Raw genomic sequence first — 17,955 nt, 5'->3', positions numbered from 1 at the left:
CGTCAGGTTTGTTACTATTCTTATTCTTGTTTTTTTGATCCATCTTAGTCGTATTTCCTTATTTGCTTCCTTCTTCGACCATTGAGTATACCGCCCTAAGATTGCGGTATTTTTGAACAAGGTCGAGTCCGTAACCTATTACAAAATTATTTGGAATATTAAATCCTACATAATCAACATTGATGTTATACTTAACACTTTTAGGCTTAAGTAGTAATGACGCTATTCTTACAGAAGCAGGGTTATGCTTTTTGAGGTGCGCCATGATAAATTCAGCGGACAAGCCGGAATCTATTATATCTTCAACAATTATAATATCTCTTTGGTTCAAGTCAGCGTTGATATCTTTTAACAAATCCACTTTGCCCGAAGATACTTTTGCCTCATGATAGCTGGAGAGTTTGAGGAAATCGACCTCACACTCACCGCAGAAATTTTTCAACAAATCAGAAAGAAACATAAAGGCACCATTAAGGATACCGATAAAAATGGGCACTTTGCCCTTGTAGTCCTCCGAAATTTGAGCACCAAGTTCAGATATTCTTTTTTGAATAACTTCTTCAGAAAGAAATATCTCAAATGTTTCGTTATTAACAACCAGCTTATCCATATGTTTCGATCTCTAACTTGTAAATTCTTTTTGTCTCGTTAGTTACTTTAAATCGGTCATCGAGCCTGAAACCACAAATCCAAACGATTTGGTCACCCGATGAGACAATGGGGTGATTCCATTTCTTCGAAGGTTCCAGCTTGATATCATTAAAAAAATCAGACACTTTCCTTTTCCCTTTGCCGTTTATTGGCAGGAACCATTCCCCTTTCTTTGGCGGACGGACAGACAGACTTCCTGCAATTTTGTCGCTGTCTATAAACTCAACACTCCCGGATTCAAAAACTTTGTAATCGCCAATTTCACAGAGATGGCAGGAAATCCTGAAATTGCCAAATTCCACGGTACTACCGGGATTAAGGTCAATTTCCGAAAGAATTTCTTCATTACTTGTGGAAACAAGCACCTTGTCTCTGGTTCTGACAGCGGTCAGGTTGTAACCAAGAGAAATCTTTTTGCCTGACTGAGCCCCAAATAATTTTTTTAGACTATAAAAATTTTCGAACTTTAAATTTAAACTAAAAAGTTCAATAAATCTAATTGATAACTCGTTGTAGAGGTTGAATTCGTTTGATTTTTTAACCGCTGCCAAATCTATCACAAGGATTTTCCCGTCCTGTGAAGAAGTAACCGGTTCAGTAGCGATGATTGAAGCAGGGAGTGAGTGCATCATTTCCGAGAATCGAAAAAGTGCTTCACCGGCATGGGGATTTATCTTCTCGAAGAGTGGAAATATTTCGTTGCGAATCAGATTTCTCTGGTAGATGGAATCGAAGTTGGAACTGTCTGTTACAAAACCTGATTTGATTGTGTCCAGATACTTGATAATCTCTTTTTTTGAGATGCAAAGAAGCGGTCTGATAAGATTATCTCTTTTTACGGGGATACCTGAGACTGCAGTGAGACCTTTCCCTTTTATCATATTGAGAATTACCGTTTCGGCATTATCATCCAGGTTGTGACCTGTTGCAATTTTGTCAAAATTCAATTCCTTCAGAAGGGTTTTCAGCGATTGATACCTTAATTCCCTTGCCGCCATTTCGATCGATATTTTATAGCCTGTGGAATACTCCTTTACCGGAAGTTCCCTCACGACTAATTCGACATTCAACGAATTGCAGAGTCCGATACAAAAATCACGGTCTCTGACAGATTCTTCGCCTCTTAGCTGATGGTTAAGGTGAACAGCTACAAGTTGCAAATCAAGGCGGGATTTTAGTTTAAGAAGGAAATGGAGCAGGAGTACCGAATCAGCCCCTCCACTGAGCGCCACAAGAATTTTATCACCTTGTGCGAGAAATTTTTGATCAGTACAAAACTTCGTAAATTTTAAGAAAAGTGTATCAGGCAAACCCGGATTCTTTAAGTTTCTCTATGGAAATGCCCCCGTAATTTGTCCCGCTTACTAAATTGAGAACATACTTACCCAGAACATCAAATTCCAGATTCACAGGGGAATTGGCTTTAAGAGATGCAAGAGTTGTGTTCTCCCAAGTGTGAGGGATTATTGCAGTTTTCAACCACCCACTCCCCTTTTCTGCCACCGTCAGGCTCACTCCATCGATGCAGATAGATCCCACAGGAATAACATACTTATCAAATCTTGAGTCGAAAGAAATTTTCAGATTGTAGCTTCCCGACAATTTTACAACCTCAGTCACTCTGCCGGTTGTATCCACATGTCCGAGGACAAAATGCCCTCCGAGTCGTGAATCTGCACGAAGAGCCCGTTCGAGGTTTACCCTGTCTCCTTTTTTGAGTGTACCCAATGTTGTTTTTTTCAGTGTTTCCTGAACAGTATCGAACAGCAGCAGGTCACCATGTACCTCCACCACCGTTTGACAGGCACCGTTAATATTGATGCTGTCACCAACTTTCACATCCCCTGGAATGACACTTGCCCTAAGCTGCAGAGAAATCTCATTTCCTCTGTTTCTTATATCGATGATAACACCTGTTTCTTCCACCAGTCCGGTAAACATTATTGCTCCATTTTTGAAAAGAAGAGTGCAACATCACCATTCAGTTGCTTCACATGATCCAGTTTCAATTTCTTGGCTTTTGCCAATCCATGATTACTGATGCCATCGAAGAGATTTATTCCATTGCCCATGAGTTTGGGGGCAATAAAGCAGACAAATTCATCAAACAGATCGGAGTTAATCATTTCTGTAGTCAATTTGGCTCCCGCCTCCACCATAACGGAGGTAATTCCAAGAGAATGCAGACTCTTCAAGGTCTGTACCATATCCGGTTTACCTTCTTTGTCGGGTTTTACAAAAATGATCGGGATTTGAAACCAGTTGAGTTTTTGAAGGATTTCCTCGTTCTGCTGCTCCTCTTCGAGGGTCACGATAAAAGATTTTCGATCATCGTTCCGGAAGAAATTGTATCCGTCTTGAAAGAAAAGTTTTGATGTAACCATCACTCTTTTTGGTGAGGGTTTGTGGTTGTGCCTGACCGTAAGCATCGGGTCATCCACGAGAACTGTTTTGGATGAGGTAAGCACAGCGTCATGTTTGCTTCTCAAGAGATGGACCAGTCGCCGGGATTTTTCACCCGTAATCCATTTGGATTCACCGGACACACCTGCAATTTTTCCATCGAGGGTGAGTGCTGACTTAATGGTCACAAACGGGAAATCACTAGTAATATACTTTGTAAATTTCCTGTAAAAATTTCTATATAAGGGGAGGTCAGCGACCTCCACCTCAATTCCTGCATTTTTTAACTTTGCTATTCCCTTTCCGGACACCAGAGGATTCGGATCGGTCATACCGATCACTACCCTCGCAATATTCTTCGAAACAAGAAGATCCGCACATGGAGGAGTTTTGCCAAAGTGGGAGCAAGGTTCAAGACTCACATAGACAGTTGCACCTGTAATATCCTGTTTGCTTCTTGCTATTGCATCCACTTCTGCATGAGCCCCGCCAAATTCCCGGTGATAACCGACTGAAAGTACTCTGCCATCTTTTACAATGATACAACCGACGGCTGGATTGGGGCTGACCTTCCCTTCGGCTCGCGATCCCAGAATGATACAATCACCAAGATACTTCCTGTCTTCTTTTGTCATGATATCAACGGATCTCGAGGATCTCGAATTGTATCAAACCGGCCGGAGCTTTTACCTGTGCAATGTCTCCTACTTTCTTGCCGAGCAATCCCTGTCCTACCGGAGAGGAAACTGAAATCTTTCCATTTTCCAGATTGGATTCTTCGTTGGAAACAATCTGATACTCAATTGTTTTAAGCGTCTTAAGGTTTTTAATTTTAACCTTCGCAAGGATGTGCACTTTATCCTTCGGCATCGATGCAGGATCAATCACCTTTGCACGAGCAAGCACAGCCTCAAGTTTGTGAATTCTAAGTTCAAACAGTCCCTGTGCTTCTTTTGCAGCATCGTATTCAGCATTTTCAGAAAGGTCACCGTGTGCACGGGCTTCGGCAATTTTGCCGGCGATTTCCTTTCTTCCTGATGACTTCATTTCCGCGAGCTCTTTCTCGAGCTCAATCAATCTTTCTTGTGACAGATATACAATATCGTACATGACACTCCAGTATGAAAATTTACAAAAAAAATTGCCACTCCTCCGGGAATACCGGGGGTGTGGCATTGCAAATTTAAACAATTTTTATCAGATAATCAAGCCCTTATCGCAGAGCCTAAAATGGATATTCTTCCTGCTTTTTCAACCGTTTCTCAAGGTTGTGCTTCTTCAGGAGTTCCTTCACCTCATCAGGCGAGAACCGGAATAATTTGAAGTCAGAATCTGCGAGACCTGCCGCAAGAAATGCAACTGCAGCCGCGCCGTGAGAAATGTAATCTTTATCGAGTTTATCAAAGGAATCGCCAAAATCGTGATAGTGATCAGTCATTTCCTTGGTCATTCCTCCAACCGGAGTGATAACCGGGATCCCGTTGAACATAAAAAACATATGGTCGCTGTTTGTCCAGGCTGTGCTCATTGATTTTGAGAGATCAAAAGAACCGGAAGTATCGGTGATTTCTTTGATTGCCGGTAACAATGGGTCAAAGCCCATCACATTAAATCCGTTAATTTTGCCGGGCATATCGAGATTTATCATCGCAAATATTTTATCATTCCTGTGGGCTTCCACATATTTTTTCGAACCCCACAGCCCAGTTTCTTCTCCGTTGAACCAGACAAACTCGATGGTTCTTTTTGGTTTGATTCCAAATTCCTTTAGAAGTGCGGCTGCTTCAAACATGACAGCACTTCCGTGACCATTGTCCGCAGCACCATCACCCAGGTCCCAACTGTCGAAGTGACCACCAATCACCAGCTTCTCGTCACTTGTTCCGTCTATTCGGGCTACAAGATTATTGGACTCCCCTGTTTCCACCCGTGAATTGGATACGACATCAAGAACGACATTCACCTTGCGTTCCAAAAGTCTTCTAAGTTTTGCACCCTCCTCAAATGTGAGTGTAAAAGCCGGTATTTTAAGAGGGTCACCCTTGAAATTCCCCACCCCGCACAACACTTTTCCGCCTTTTGCCTCATTTATGAAAAGGCATGCGACCGCACCTTTGGCAGCAGCAATCTTGATTGCCTCTCCCCTGAGAAGTTCATCTCTTCCTGCAGGTCTTTCCTGACTGATTACGACAATTTTTCCTGCCACATCTATATTCCGGTAATCTTCCTCATATCCCGAATAAACAAAAACCGCTTTGGCATCTTCAATCTTCGCAGGTGAGACCCAGGCAAGGGCGTATGCTCGAAGGTTCTTTCGATAAGGCAGCTTTAAGACGACCTTGTCTTCACCTCTGAACCAGACCGGTGATGTAAATTTCTCGTAAAAAGGCTTCATACCTTTATTTTCCAACTCTTTTTTTAGCATTTCGAATGCTTTTTTGTTGGACTCGCTGCCCATCAACCTTCCTCCTGCAAGATCACAAACATCCCTTATCATATAGTATCCATAATTGGATGTAAAAGCTTTGCCGGTCAGGGTTGCGATAAAGGATTGTGTAAAAAAGGATGGTGATACAAAAACGAGGAGAAACAGCAGTTTTTTCATTTAAAACTCGATGTAAACGAATGGTAAGGTAGAGGTTCCGAGAACCTGATAAACAAAAATAATAACGACTGCAAATGTGAGGGCTTTCAAACTCCAGTGGATGGAGGCAAATCGAATGTAGAGTGACTTATAAAATCTCTCAGGAACGATCGCGAGAATCAGCCCTCCTGCCATCACGAGGAACGGAACAAGATAGAAACTCAACCACTTTTCAATATGAGCAAATTTTATTTCACTGAAAAGTTTCCCTATAAAGACCATTGCACTGTCCAGGGATGGCGACTTGAAAATAATAAATGAAAATGCTATGACATGGAAAGTGATAACAATCTCGACCATTCTGAAAAATTTTTCATTCACAACAGCAACAATCTTTTTCCGGGTGTTTCGGAACATGGTATCGAAGACGATGCAAGCCCCGTGTATCAGTCCCCAAACAATAAAAGTCAGATTCGCACCATGCCAGGTTCCGGAAACCAGAAAGGTCACAAGAATGGCAATATAAATGCCGTAAACTCCGAGTCGTCTGAGAGCGAAACTTAACGGATTGAATACATTTTCACTCAGGAAAGTGTAGAGGGTAATATGCCAGCGCCGCCAAAACTCACTGACAGAATTGGCGAGGAACGGTTTTTTGAAATTTTCTTCAAGTTCAAAACCGAACAGATACGCCATTCCACGAACAATGTCGGTATATCCCGAAAAGTCAAAATAAATCTGCAGGAAAGCTCCATATCCGGCGAGCAGGCATTCGATTGATGTGAAAAGATCGGGATTTTCAAAAACTCTGTCCACGAAATTGAGGGCGATGAAATCTGCAATAAGCACCTTTTTAAGGGTTCCCGTGATCAGAAGGAAAATTCCCTTGCTTACATTTTCCCGTGTAATCCTGGTAGGACTGTTAAACTGAGGCAGCAGATTAGCAGCCTTGGAAATTGGACCGGCTACTATTGTCGGGAAAAACGAGACATAAAGAAGGTAGGTAAAAAGATTTTGCTCGGCTTCCTCTATTTCCTCTCTGTAGATCGAAAGAGTGTAGCCGACGGATTTAAAGATATAATAGGAAATTCCGACAGGAGTAAGAATTTCTCTGGTAAAATAGGAAAAGAACTGAGATGATTGCAGTCCAAATTCATTCACAATGAAAAAAGTGTACTTAAAATAGACAAGAATTCCAATGTTTACCAGAACAGAAAAGGAAAGCAACAGTTTTCTTTTGATATCTGATTTTTCGCGTACAAGAAACTTCCCTACGAAAAAATCAATTATGCCTACAGCAATCAGAATACCAATGTATCCCCCTGATATCTTGTAATAAAAGTAGAGGCTGAATAGCAGAAGCACAAGGTTTCTTGCTTTGATATTCTTCTCGAAACCGGTATATATCAGATAAACAATAGTAAACAGGAAAAAGAACAATACCGAGTTGAACAGTAATGGATTTCCGGAATTATATTTTAGTAACTCAATTACATCCAAGAAACAGAATATTCCTTTTTATTTCTTTTTAGCCGGTTTTTGATTGTTTTTATTGGTTGTTGGCGTTTTGGTGGTAGCCTTTGGTTTTGTTTTATTAGGAGTCGTACCTGGTTTTACGGTAGACTTCTTGGTTGTGGTTTTCCCCTGATTAACAGTCGTTTTCTTGGTAGTTTTATTCGCGTTGTATTTTGTACCATATTTGGCAGTGGTTTTTGGGGCGGTATAGGTTGTTTTCGCCGGAACCTTTATCTTCTGTCCGGGTCTGATAATATCACCTTTTGTGCCGTTGGCTGCTTTCAACTGATTGACGGGTATTCCGGTTCTCTGAGAAATTGCAAACCAGGTGTCTCCGTTCCTCACGCTGTAGTTTGTTGCAGGTGGAGTGTATTTTGGAGTTGCATTATAGCTGTAGTTTTTACCATAATAGGTATTTCTTGCGGAATAACTCCCTGGCACAGTGGTATTACCTGGTTTCACAGGTGTAGTCACCTTTGCTGTGAGTGCAGGGTTCGATTTCCCCTTCTTCACATATATCTTTAATTCCTGGTTGATCGAGAGAGCACCGTAAAAATCGTTCCAGGATCTTATATCGCTGATTTCCACATTATAAAGTTTTGCAATAGAGCGGATTGATTCTCCACCCAAAACTTTGTGCATTTTGTACTCGCCTTTATCATCCTTCAGAGTCCCGGCAGCAGAGACACCGTTGATTACAGTTGTGTTTGCTGCGGAGACACTCTGGCTTTCATTGTTGTCAACATAGATTGCGAGTCCTTCAGGCACTTCACTTTCAAGTTGCTTGTTTGCAACGAGAAGCGTCGATTCACCTGCAACAAATTTGTCATAGGAGTTCTGGATTGCAGTAACAAAAAGTTCACCCTTAAGATTATACCCCTTTGAAGTGAGGTGTATCTGATCCACATTGGCGAGATAGTTTGCCCGCCAGTTGAGCATTGAATTTTTACCACCGCTGACATTGTAGATATCGTAAAGCAGACAGTCGTTTTCAACCGCCACATCTGCCACAAGTTTTGCAAAGTCGAGACAGGCGGAAACATTCGTTCTTTTATTGAAGGCATCCTGCACATTCATAAGAAGAATTACAGCATCAGGTGAAGATTTTTTTACTTTTTGGATAATGGAAACGAGATTTTCCTTTGTTGAGGCGGCATTGAAACCACCACCAAAAAAATCATTAATCCCGAGATCGAGAATAAACAGGTCAGGTTCAAAAGCCTTAACTTCCTCTTCAAATCTTGACTCACGAACTATACTTGAGAGAGTCGCACCGTTTACACCTGTGCTGGCATACAGAATACCATTCTGACTGTCCGCCTCGATCAGAATACCATACAGGACAAACTCATTTTGCAGATCGGATGATTTTTTGAACGAAATTTCAATGCTTTCGCAATCGGAATTAACTGGTACTGTGATGTAAGGACCCGAATTCGCATCGGACTTGACCGTAATCGGCTCACTGATCCCTTTAATATTCAACACCATGTCAAAAACCGAAGGACCGGTTTTCGAAAATATTTTGAGAATGTTATTTGAGGCTTTTTGAATTGTCTTCGAAAATACAAGTTTGAAGTTGGAATTGGGATCAACGGTACGAATCGAGTAACCCGTCAATCCGATGTCAAGCGCCGGATTTTGCTCGGTGTTTTTTGCGAAAGTCCAGCTTCCTTTAGAGTAGGTAAAGTAATCGTATGCCGAGTGGGTCTTTGCTGCGGAATAAGGAAAAACCAGTCCTCTTCCGCCGGTTCCATAAATTTTTTGGAGTTCTTCACGCACATAACCGGTGTAAATGTCCGCCTGGAGGTGGGAATCTCCTACATGAAGTACACGAAACTTTTTTTGCTTTGCATTTGCAAGTTTCGAAAAGAACTTTTGTGCCACTTCCCTGTTTTTCCACTCAATAAAATTCTGGTTTGTACGCAAAAACGGGAAACTGCCAAGTCTGGTCGAACCTCCATCGGTTGTAGAAACGGAATTGATAACGGGCTGCTTCTCGGTCTCACTGATCGAATCCTGTGATTGTGAGATGATTGAATCGGGTGGGGAGAATTTCGTTTGGTGGTTCAGGTCATAGTTGTTAGAACCGGCGAAAAGGACTCCCAGACTGCCAAACGAAGCAATCAAGAAGAGCTTTCCGCTTTTCTTCATTGCTCCGGTCAGATAATGTAACTGATAGGTCATATTGCCATCCGTTCTGTTTATTTAACGGTTATTTGAATTTTTTTTGTCTAAATATTGCCTGTACGAATCATTAATCCCCTTGAACAGTTCGGCAGCTATAATTTTTTGCCCTCTGTTAATGAAATGACCGTCGCGGGCTGCATATCCCTTCTGAGCCCATGCAGCAATTGAGTTTTCTCCCCCCATAAGTTCATATGTATTCCAAAAGGCACAGCCGTTCTCTATGGCGCATTCTTTCATAATTTTTACCACTTCTGCAATGTATGGATGCGAAACAGAACTTCCCCTTCTGATAACACCCATATCGCCCGGACCAACAACGAGAACTGAAGCATTTTGTGCTCTCTCCCTGATTCCCGCATAGAGACGGTTATAGTAATCCCTGACCCGTTTCAAATCCTTTTCTTTTGTTACGGTCGGCATTATATTCATACCGAACTGCAAGATAATAAGTTTTACATTCAATTCATCATATTGCGCTGATAATAGTTCTTTATCTATCTTCAAAAGTCCGTCACCGGAGTGACCACGAATAGCGAAATTATCAACCTGAACCCCTCTGTCCCCGTCAAAAAAGAAGCCAAAAATCTCGGGATTTCTCCCGCTTGAGATGTCAAATCTAATGGAACTTCCATCACCCCTGAAAGCGGTTGTTGCAAGATTGAAAGGATTTTCACCGTTGAGTTGCAAAGTACCGATTTCAGTTCCGGTTTTTTGGTCACTAATTCTGACTTCGCATTCATCCCCGACTTTTCCGTAAAAAACCTTTATTTTGGAGAACTTAGCATTTTTCACAAAATTAAGGGATACTCTCCCCCGAAGTGCAGCCACCACTTCTGTTTTATCTCTCGGAGAGGCGAGAAAAGCAGATTTGACTGCGAACCAGGTGTCCGCAAGTAATAAATGCGGTAAACCGTATTTATTTAAGACGGTTGAGCTGTCAACAGGTTGCTCTTCTTCAGCAGGTTTTTCATCCTTTTGCTTCTTCTTTTTTTTCCCTTTTGGCTCCTGCTCATCATTTTCCTTCTTGGATTTGCCGTTTCCGTATTTGAAAACCAGCCCAGAAAGTGCATATTTTCCTGAAGAATATGCATGGTTAAAAACATTATATCTCTCCCAGTTTTCAGAGGTGCTTCTAAAGTAGTTTACATTGTCGGTTATGTCATCCACAGGAGCATAGCCGATACCCTCACCGCCAAATTCCTTCTGAAAGTTTTCCCGGAGATAGGAGGTGATTCTGTCCCCTTCTATCTGGGAGTCACCGTAATGAGCAACTCTCACCGTTCTGGATTTGCTTTCCTTGTCAAGGGCTTCGAAAAAATTGTCGAGCGCCTTCTTTCCCCTTGTCTCAGGATTTATCAGAAATCCGTTCTCTTCATTATTGTCAACTGACGGTTTTTCATCAATTACTGCGTTTTCATCAGCTGTTTCATATTTGCTGAGAAAATTTTCTGCATTCTCGTTTTTCTGTTCAGCCGATTTAAAGAGACTCTCTTTTATGTCAGGAAAACTGATGACCAAATCCTCATCGGAGAAGGGATTAGGCACACTGAATTCGGGACCTGCCAGAGAGAACGACAGAAGTATCCCATTTACTATAAGGATGCTGAAGAGTATTTGAAGAGAATATTTATTCATTTTTTTCCGTATATTCAAACATCAAATTTAATTAATCCTGTCCTTTTACGCGGTATAATAAAATATCCCTGAAAAATGCCATAAATGAATTCGATCTTGAAAAAAGTTATAATTTGCCTGCTTTTGTGTTTTTCCATTGCATATTCACAAAAATCCAATAACGAGTTTCCTTTTCTGCGACCGGATCTAAACAAAATCGGGAATCCGCAATCACTCAAAGTTAAATTGCAGAAAACTTTTTCTGACAGCTCCACTTCAAAGATATTTAAAATATTCGTGATTGGTGACTCCTATACTGCCTCGGGGGAGTTTGTTCACTGCCTTGAAGAAGAACTTGCAGCGGAATTTGGAGACGGCGGGAAAATTAAACTTTCTCTTAAAAGTGAATTTCCGACTCTTCTTCCGTACAACCCGTTGCCGATGAAGAAAAAATCATCACTTCTGAGAGGATTTGAGCTTTACTCGATCGCCGACTCAAGTTCAATTGAAGTAATGGATGCATCTTCACAGAAGATTCCTTTTGCAATCAACCCCATAAACAAAGGTCGTGCAATTAAGGTCACTTTTTCGTCACCTGTCGAGAGTTTTTACATAAATAACCGGCAAAATGTTCCACAAAAATCGACAAAAGGAATCCTTGCTTTCTCTGAAAAAGGGGTTGTTTCAACCTTTTTTGGCAAGATTTCGGCTTCGATTAGGACATATAACACAGAACTGAATTACCTCTACCCCTTCATTGAAACAGTAAATCCTGATCTGGTGATTGTCTATCTCGGTACGAACGACTGTGCCGGACCAAATTTCAACAAGAATTATTTTGATGTTGAATATGGGAATTTGCTCAAACGGCTTAAAAAAGGGGCACCGGCAGCATCATATTTGTTGATTTCGCCGCCGACATTTTATTCGTATGGAAAGGAAGGATTCAAGCCTAACAAAAATATTAAGATTTTGAAAGAAGGGATAACTTCCCTCTCGTTAAAAGAGGGGTTGAGTTACTGGGATCTAAGCGAAGTGATGGGAGGAGATACGATAATGCCTGTTTGGGTCAAGTCGAAACTTGCAGTTCAGGACTATATTCATCTGACCAAGGAAGGTCACGAAACAGCAGCAAAATTCCTCGCCAAAGCAATCATCGATTTATATAAGGAGGATTAACAGACTATTTCGCAAGTGATTCGATCTTGTCGATCGATTTATGTTTCATACTCTCCAAAGTTTCTGCGTTCAACATCGAAAAAGCCATATTTCTGATTTTCCCCCATTCGTCATGCATCGGACATGGAGTGGAGACGGAACAACCCGGGAAACCCAGAATACAGGTATTAAAGACATCCCCTCCATCCAAAACCATGACTATGTCGATTAGTTTTATTTCAGACGGATTTTTCCCGAGATAGAATCCGCCGTTTTTCCCCTTCTTTGAAGCAACTATCCCCGAATCTGTAAGGATTTGCATCACTTTTGAAACGAACTCTTTAGGCACTTTCAGTTTGGTAGCCACATGAGCAGCACTTACCCTCTGATCTTTGTCGAGTGTTGACAAATATAATACAGCTTGTAAACCAAGTTCACATTTTTTTGAGAAGATTACGGTCATTTACTTTAAATCCCGGAATAATAAATCAGATAAAAAAGACCGTTTAATATAGCATTTCTCTCTTATAATTCAAAAGGAAAAAGGAGATTTGGAAGTTGAACATACTTTAAAATATTTTTATTCTTCACAATCGTTAATGAAATATTAATTAAGTTTCCTGTTATTAAAACAAGATTTTTGAGGAAAAAATGGATCTTAAACACAAACTTTATGATGTTCCTAAAATTTCCAATATTCAGGAAATGGTGCTTCTAAACAGTAAAAAATATGCAGGGAAAATTGCTCTTGAGGATTTGAACGATACTCCGTTTAAGCGGCTTACTTTTGACGGATTGCTTGAGACTGTTCTGAGGTTTGGCACAGGCCTACAAAAGTTGGGTCTAAAAGAACGCTCCCATATAGCTGTTATTTCTGAAAACCGCGTGCAGTGGAGCATTACATATCTTACTGCGATGACATTTAATTATGTAATTGTGCCTATTGATAAAAATCTTACATCGAATGAAATTTTAAACATTATCTACGAGAGTGAATCAGAAGCCATTGTCTTCTCAAAAGGATTCAGCAATCTGATGAATGAAGAGGCCGCTGCCATTAAAAGACTCAAAATGAAAATAAACATGGACATCCTTCAAAATGAAGGAGATGTAATCTCCATGACCGCTCTGATAAATTCCTCCACTCCCATCGACATCAATTCCCTGCCAAAAATCAATAATGAGGAGATGGCGGAGATAATTTTTACCTCCGGCTCTCTTGGAAGAGCAAAAGGGGTTATGCTTACTCAGAAAAATCTTGCAGTTAACCTGGTAAGTATGACAAGCATGATGTTTATTTTCCCCGAAGACAAATTCCTTTCTGTATTGCCGATACACCACACCTATGAATGTACTTGTGGAATGCTATGCCCTCTCTATTCGGGTGCCTCCGTGCATTTTGCCAGATCATTAAAAACAATTGTGGATGATTTGCAGGTCGTGAAAGCAACAGTACTGCTTGGAGTACCGTTACTGTTTGACAAAATGTTCAAAAGAATTTCCAAATCGATCAAGGAAGACAAGGTAAAATCTAAAATTGTGCCTCCTCTCGTAACAGTCACCGGGTTTTTGCAGAAACTGGGTCTTAAAGAGATAAAAGCAAAAGTTTTCAAAGAGCTCCATGCGAGATTCGGCGGACATGTCAGAATTTTCATTGCAGGTGGTGCTGCCCCCGACCCTGAGGTAGCTAAAGGACTCCGTGATTTTGGCTTTACATTTGTGCAGGGTTACGGACTAACAGAAACCGCTCCCATAGTCGCCTTGAACAGACTGATGGCTTTCAAGGATGATGCTGCCGGACTGCCACTACCCGGAGTTGATATAAAAATTGTTGACCCCGATCAGGATGGTGTTGGTGAAGTTTTCGTGAAAGGCGGAAATGTCATGCTCGGATATTACAAAAACGAAGCATTAACCAAAGAAGCTTTCGTGGATGGTTACTTCAGAACGGGTGACCTCGGTTATATCGATTCAGACGGTTTCCTCCACATCAGAGGACGGAAAAAGAATGTCATAATTGCGAGCAATGGCAAGAATGTGTTCCCTGAGGAAATCGAGGATATAATTAACAGAAATCCATTGATTCTTGAGTCATTTGTTTATGGAGAAGAGGATGCAAAACACACCGAAATAATTGCTGTTCAGGTCGTTCTCAATGCCGAAACCCTCATCGAATATTCTGAAAAGAACGGCATAAAAATCGACAAAGATATGATGGAAAAAATTGTTGCCGAAATTGTAAAAGAAACAAACAAACACCTCCCGGTATACAAACAAATCAAAAAGTTCTATCTGAGAGAAAAAGAATTCGAAAAAACCACCACTCAGAAGATCAAGAGGTACCTGGTTAAGTAGCTATTAACTATGATCTATGATCTATGAGCTGACCGAAACCTTTAATTTCGGAAAAGGAGCGACAATCGTCTCGATTGTCCTACCGGAAAACTTTGCGTTCCATACGCAAAAAAAATAATACCTGATTATCCCCAGGAGTGGGGTTGAATGTTCGTAGATTAAAATCGTTATTCATTGAATACTCCCGGAGTGGGTTTAAATGTTCGTAGATAATAATCGTTGTTCATTGAATAACCCCGGAGTGGGTTTGAATGTTCGTAGATTATAATCGTTGTTCATTGAATAACCCCTCTACGGGGGTTACATCCTTTTTATTCTTTGACATCCTGAAGATCGTGTTCAAAAAAAAAAGCCTGTGATTTCTCACAGGCTTAAAACAAACAACCAACAATTTCAAATTAATCAGGTACTCAGTTCACTCCACACCAATGCCGGTATGTCTCATTGAGTGAACTTTGTTTCTGGAGGGGAGGTCAACGGTATCGTTCATTCTGGCTTCGAATTCATCTCTGAATCTTGTGACCATAAATTTCACGGGCCAGGCAGCAGCTTCCCCGAGTGCACAGATGGTGTTGCCGTCAATGTTGTTGGCAACATTCAGGAGCAATTCGATATCGCTTTTCTGACCTTTTCCTTCAGCCATCCGGTTAAGGATTTTAAGCATCCAGCCTGTTCCCTCACGGCACGGTGTACACTGTCCGCAGCTTTCGTGGTAATAGAATTTGGTGATTCGGGCTAGTACTCTGACGAGATCTGTATCTTCATCCATTACCATAATTCCTGCAGTACCGATAGAGCTTCCTGCAGCCTTCAGGGATTCCGCATCCATGGCGATTCCTTCGAGCTGATCACCACGAAGTGGTGGCATGGAGGAACCTCCGGGGATGACACATTTAATCTTTTTATTGCCGGGTACTCCACCTGCATAATTATAAATTATATCTGTGAGGAGAGTTCCGGAAGGAAGTTCGTAAACACCGGGCTTGTTAACATGACCGCTTACGCCATACAAGATTGTCCCGGGATGCTTTTCGGCTCCAATTTTTGAAAACCATTCCCAACCTTTGTTAATGATGGCAGGAACATTTGTAAGAGTTTCCACATTATTGATGGTGGTCGGATTGCCCCAAAGACCATTCTGAGCAGGAAATGGAGGTTTTACTCTTGGGTATCCCCTTTTTCCTTCGATGGAATTCATGAGTGATGACTCTTCGCCACAAATGTAGGCTCCGGCACCCTTGTGAACATAAATATTCACATGGAATTTTGTGCCGTAAGTCTGTTTCATTTTCTCACCGACCAGACCTGCTTCATAAGCATCATCAAGTGCTTTCTGGAAGAGTTTTATCCATTTATGGTATTCACCGCGAATATAGACATAAGCATCATGAGCACCAATTGCATAGGATGCAATCAGAATGCCTTCGATACACTGGTGTGGATTATACTCGAAAATTTGTCTGTCTTTGAAAGAGCCGGGTTCTGATTCGTCACCGTTTATGCAGAGATATTTTGGTTTATCAGTTGTTTTAGGCATGAATGACCATTTTAGTCCCGCTGAAAATGCGGCACCACCTCTGCCCCTAAGACCCGATTTCTTAACAATATCGATAACATCATCAGGTGTTGTGGCGAGAGCTTTTTTAATGGCTTCATATCCACCGTTCGCACGGTAGACATCCAGTTTATGTAAATTTTCTATTTCAGGTAAAACAATCTTTTCCATATCACCACTTCTACTTTAGGGAGTCAATTAATTCGAGGGCTTTTTCTTTAGTCAGATTTTCATGGAAATCTTCATTGACGGCAATCATTGGAGCAGTTCCGCACGATCCCATGCACTCCACTTCCTCGAGTGAGAAGAGTCCGTCTTCTGAAGTTTGTCCATTTTGGAGCCCGGTACGCTCTTTAACCGCATTCCAGATATCGTAGGCACCACGAAGCATGCACGAAACATTGGTGCAGACCTGCAAGTGGTACTTGCCCGGCTGGTGCTGATGATACATGGTGTAGAAAGTTACGACACCCATAACTTCTTCTTCGGTGATCTCGAGAATTTTGGCAACCTCTTGGATCACTTCGCCTGAAATGTAACGGTTTTGATCCTGTGCGATGTAGAGCACCGGCATAACCGCAGCTTTTTTCGTCGGGTAGTTCTTAAATACCCGGTTCACTTTTTCAAGATTTTCTTCAGTGAATTTGAATTCCATTAATATCCTCTTATTATTTATCGGCTTCACCCATTACAGGGTCGAGACTACCGATTATTGCCACAACATCAGAGATCATGTGCCCCTTGACCAATGGTCCGAGGGCTTGTAAATTAGAGAAGGAAGGAGATTTTATTTTCATTTTCCATGGATGTCCCTCACCGGTGCTGACAATGTAGAAGCCGAGTTCGCCTTTTGGATTTTCGACAGCCTGATACACTTCACCAACAGGAGGCTTCACACCAAAATTGACGATCATAAAATCATGAATCAATTCTTCCATTTTTGTGTAAATCTCAGTTTTTCTGGGAAGTACCTTCTTGGGAGAATTCAACATGATATCGCCTTTTGGCATTTTATCGAGGCACTGCAAAATTATTTTGCAGCTTTCGCGAAGTTCATCTGCCCTCACGAAATATCTTGCAAGGCTGTCACCTTCATTGTAAACAGGTACCTTGAAATCGATTTCGTTATACTGTAAATAGGGATTTGCTCTTCTAAGATCGAAATCAACACCCGAACCTCTTAGACTTGGACCTGTCATCCCCAAGGAAATAGCATCTTCCCTGGAAACCACACCAACGCCTTCAAGTCTTTCGACAAAAATTCTGTTTGTATTCAGAAGTCTTTCAGCTTCATCGATCTTTTCTTCGAACTGGGCAATAAAATCTTTGATAATTTTAATTGCATTATCAGGCATATCAGCAGCCACACCACCGATTCTGGTATAACTCGTGGTGAATCTTGCTCCGCAAATTATATCATATGCATCAAGAACTTTTTCGCGTTCACGAAGACACCAGAGGAAAACGGTGAGAGCACCGACATCCATTGCCAGGGCACCGATTGCCACGAGGTGTGAGGTAATTCTCGCCAGCTCCGACATGATCATCCTGATGTACTGAGCTCTCAATGGAGCTTCAATTCCTACAAGTTTTTCAACTGCGAGGCAGAAAGCATTATTGTTTGCCGGTGGTGAAATGTAGTCAAGTCTGTCGGTATGAGGTATAAACTCATAATATGACATGTTTTCAGCCATTTTCTCATAACCTCTATGGAGGTAGCCGAGATCGGGAACGGCAGCCACAACTGTTTCACCATCGAGTCTGAGCAGCACTCTAAGTACACCGTGTGTAGCGGGGTGCTGAGGACCCATGTTCAGGATCATTTCATTTTCCAGTGCATCCTCGAAAGAAATATTTGATTCCTGATCCAAAAGAGCTTTCACAATACTTGGATGCACATCGTCTTTAGTTAATCTTTCCATAAACTCAC

Annotated in this window: 15 protein-coding genes; 2 read left to right on the top strand and 13 right to left on the bottom strand. The window is 41.5% G+C overall.

All coding sequences use genetic code 11. The features are described from left to right. Positions 1-58 precede the first annotated feature (58 nt). The 9 genes from hpt to J0L60_01430 all read right to left on the bottom strand — a co-directional run bounded on the left by hpt (position 59) and on the right by J0L60_01430 (position 10,978). Positions 59-610 carry a hypoxanthine phosphoribosyltransferase gene (hpt, locus tag J0L60_01470; GenBank protein ID MBN8544775.1) on the bottom strand — a complete coding sequence of 184 codons (552 nt, stop codon included), beginning with the start codon at positions 608-610 and terminating at the stop codon, positions 59-61. Then, positions 603-1,961 carry a tRNA lysidine(34) synthetase TilS gene (tilS, locus tag J0L60_01465; protein MBN8544774.1) on the bottom strand — a complete coding sequence of 453 codons (1,359 nt, stop codon included), beginning with the start codon at positions 1,959-1,961 and terminating at the stop codon, positions 603-605. Before tilS ends, hpt begins: the two co-directional genes overlap by 8 nt. Then, positions 1,954-2,592 carry a riboflavin synthase gene (locus tag J0L60_01460; GenBank protein MBN8544773.1) on the bottom strand — a complete coding sequence of 213 codons (639 nt, stop codon included), beginning with the start codon at positions 2,590-2,592 and terminating at the stop codon, positions 1,954-1,956. Before J0L60_01460 ends, tilS begins: the two co-directional genes overlap by 8 nt. Further along, positions 2,592-3,689, bottom strand: a complete 1,098-nt coding sequence (ribD, locus tag J0L60_01455; GenBank protein ID MBN8544772.1) for a bifunctional diaminohydroxyphosphoribosylaminopyrimidine deaminase/5-amino-6-(5-phosphoribosylamino)uracil reductase RibD — start codon at positions 3,687-3,689, stop codon at positions 2,592-2,594. The genes J0L60_01460 and ribD overlap by 1 nt, the downstream gene beginning before the upstream one ends. A 4-nt stretch (positions 3,690-3,693) precedes the next feature. Continuing rightward, positions 3,694-4,164, bottom strand: a complete 471-nt coding sequence (greA, locus tag J0L60_01450; protein ID MBN8544771.1) for a transcription elongation factor GreA — start codon at positions 4,162-4,164, stop codon at positions 3,694-3,696. Between the two features lie 115 nt (positions 4,165-4,279). Continuing rightward, positions 4,280-5,659, bottom strand: coding sequence for a M20/M25/M40 family metallo-hydrolase (locus J0L60_01445; protein ID MBN8544770.1), 1,380 nt, complete (start codon positions 5,657-5,659; stop codon positions 4,280-4,282). After that, positions 5,660-7,138, bottom strand: a complete 1,479-nt coding sequence (locus J0L60_01440) for an MBOAT family protein (GenBank protein MBN8544769.1) — start codon at positions 7,136-7,138, stop codon at positions 5,660-5,662. It lies immediately after the preceding gene. 18 nt (positions 7,139-7,156) lie between these two features. Further along, complete coding sequence (locus J0L60_01435; protein ID MBN8544768.1) at positions 7,157-9,340, bottom strand: LysM peptidoglycan-binding domain-containing protein; 2,184 nt, start codon at positions 9,338-9,340, stop codon at positions 7,157-7,159. Positions 9,341-9,361: 21 nt separating this feature from the next. Further along, on the bottom strand, positions 9,362-10,978 hold the full coding sequence (locus J0L60_01430) for a hypothetical protein (GenBank protein MBN8544767.1): 1,617 nt from the start codon (positions 10,976-10,978) through the stop codon (positions 9,362-9,364). 225 nt (positions 10,979-11,203) lie between these two features. Between J0L60_01430 and J0L60_01425 the strand changes: the two genes are divergently transcribed. Further along, positions 11,204-12,136, top strand: coding sequence for a hypothetical protein (locus J0L60_01425; GenBank protein MBN8544766.1), 933 nt, complete (start codon positions 11,204-11,206; stop codon positions 12,134-12,136). Positions 12,137-12,140: 4 nt separating this feature from the next. Here J0L60_01425 and J0L60_01420 read toward each other — a convergent pair whose 3' ends face one another. Further along, positions 12,141-12,578: an Rrf2 family transcriptional regulator gene (locus tag J0L60_01420; GenBank protein MBN8544765.1), complete on the bottom strand. Its 438-nt coding sequence runs from the start codon at positions 12,576-12,578 to the stop codon at positions 12,141-12,143. Between the two features lie 188 nt (positions 12,579-12,766). Between J0L60_01420 and J0L60_01415 the strand changes: the two genes are divergently transcribed. Continuing rightward, a complete protein-coding gene (locus J0L60_01415) occupies positions 12,767-14,470 on the top strand; it encodes an AMP-binding protein (GenBank protein ID MBN8544764.1) in 1,704 nt (567 codons plus the stop codon). A gap of 415 nt (positions 14,471-14,885) precedes the next feature. On the opposite strand, the gene nuoF is transcribed toward J0L60_01415, so the two are convergent. From nuoF to nuoD, 3 genes are read right to left on the bottom strand one after another with little or no spacing between them, the layout of a single operon-like run. Next, complete coding sequence (nuoF, locus tag J0L60_01410; protein MBN8544763.1) at positions 14,886-16,196, bottom strand: NADH-quinone oxidoreductase subunit NuoF; 1,311 nt, start codon at positions 16,194-16,196, stop codon at positions 14,886-14,888. Between the two features lie 10 nt (positions 16,197-16,206). Beyond that, positions 16,207-16,680 carry an NAD(P)H-dependent oxidoreductase subunit E gene (locus J0L60_01405; GenBank protein MBN8544762.1) on the bottom strand — a complete coding sequence of 158 codons (474 nt, stop codon included), beginning with the start codon at positions 16,678-16,680 and terminating at the stop codon, positions 16,207-16,209. A 13-nt stretch (positions 16,681-16,693) separates the two neighbouring features. Then, entirely contained in the window at positions 16,694-17,947 is a 1,254-nt protein-coding gene (gene nuoD / locus J0L60_01400) for an NADH dehydrogenase (quinone) subunit D (protein MBN8544761.1), read from the bottom strand. Between the last annotated feature and the right edge of the window lie 8 nt (positions 17,948-17,955).

The organism is Ignavibacteria bacterium (assembly GCA_017302895.1).
GTDB lineage: Bacteria > Bacteroidota > Ignavibacteria > Ignavibacteriales > Ignavibacteriaceae > UTCHB3.
This window is presented reverse-complemented; position numbering and strand designations above follow the sequence as displayed.

What these genes read in the sequence shown, in the direction of transcription:
- ribD (MBN8544772.1), bottom strand. Translation starts at nt 3,689, where the DNA reads ATGACAAAAGAAGACAGGAAGTATCTTGGTGATTGTATCATTCTGGGA.
- J0L60_01420 (MBN8544765.1), bottom strand. Translation starts at nt 12,578, where the DNA reads ATGACCGTAATCTTCTCAAAAAAATGTGAACTTGGTTTACAAGCTGTA.
- J0L60_01445 (MBN8544770.1), bottom strand. Translation starts at nt 5,659, where the DNA reads ATGAAAAAACTGCTGTTTCTCCTCGTTTTTGTATCACCATCCTTTTTT.
- J0L60_01435 (MBN8544768.1), bottom strand. Translation starts at nt 9,340, where the DNA reads ATGACCTATCAGTTACATTATCTGACCGGAGCAATGAAGAAAAGCGGA.
- hpt (MBN8544775.1), bottom strand. Translation starts at nt 610, where the DNA reads ATGGATAAGCTGGTTGTTAATAACGAAACATTTGAGATATTTCTTTCT.
- nuoF (MBN8544763.1), bottom strand. Translation starts at nt 16,196, where the DNA reads ATGGAAAAGATTGTTTTACCTGAAATAGAAAATTTACATAAACTGGAT.
- J0L60_01460 (MBN8544773.1), bottom strand. Translation starts at nt 2,592, where the DNA reads ATGTTTACCGGACTGGTGGAAGAAACAGGTGTTATCATCGATATAAGA.
- J0L60_01415 (MBN8544764.1), top strand. Translation starts at nt 12,767, where the DNA reads ATGGATCTTAAACACAAACTTTATGATGTTCCTAAAATTTCCAATATT.
- J0L60_01430 (MBN8544767.1), bottom strand. Translation starts at nt 10,978, where the DNA reads ATGAATAAATATTCTCTTCAAATACTCTTCAGCATCCTTATAGTAAAT.
- nuoD (MBN8544761.1), bottom strand. Translation starts at nt 17,947, where the DNA reads ATGGAAAGATTAACTAAAGACGATGTGCATCCAAGTATTGTGAAAGCT.
- greA (MBN8544771.1), bottom strand. Translation starts at nt 4,164, where the DNA reads ATGTACGATATTGTATATCTGTCACAAGAAAGATTGATTGAGCTCGAG.
- J0L60_01405 (MBN8544762.1), bottom strand. Translation starts at nt 16,680, where the DNA reads ATGGAATTCAAATTCACTGAAGAAAATCTTGAAAAAGTGAACCGGGTA.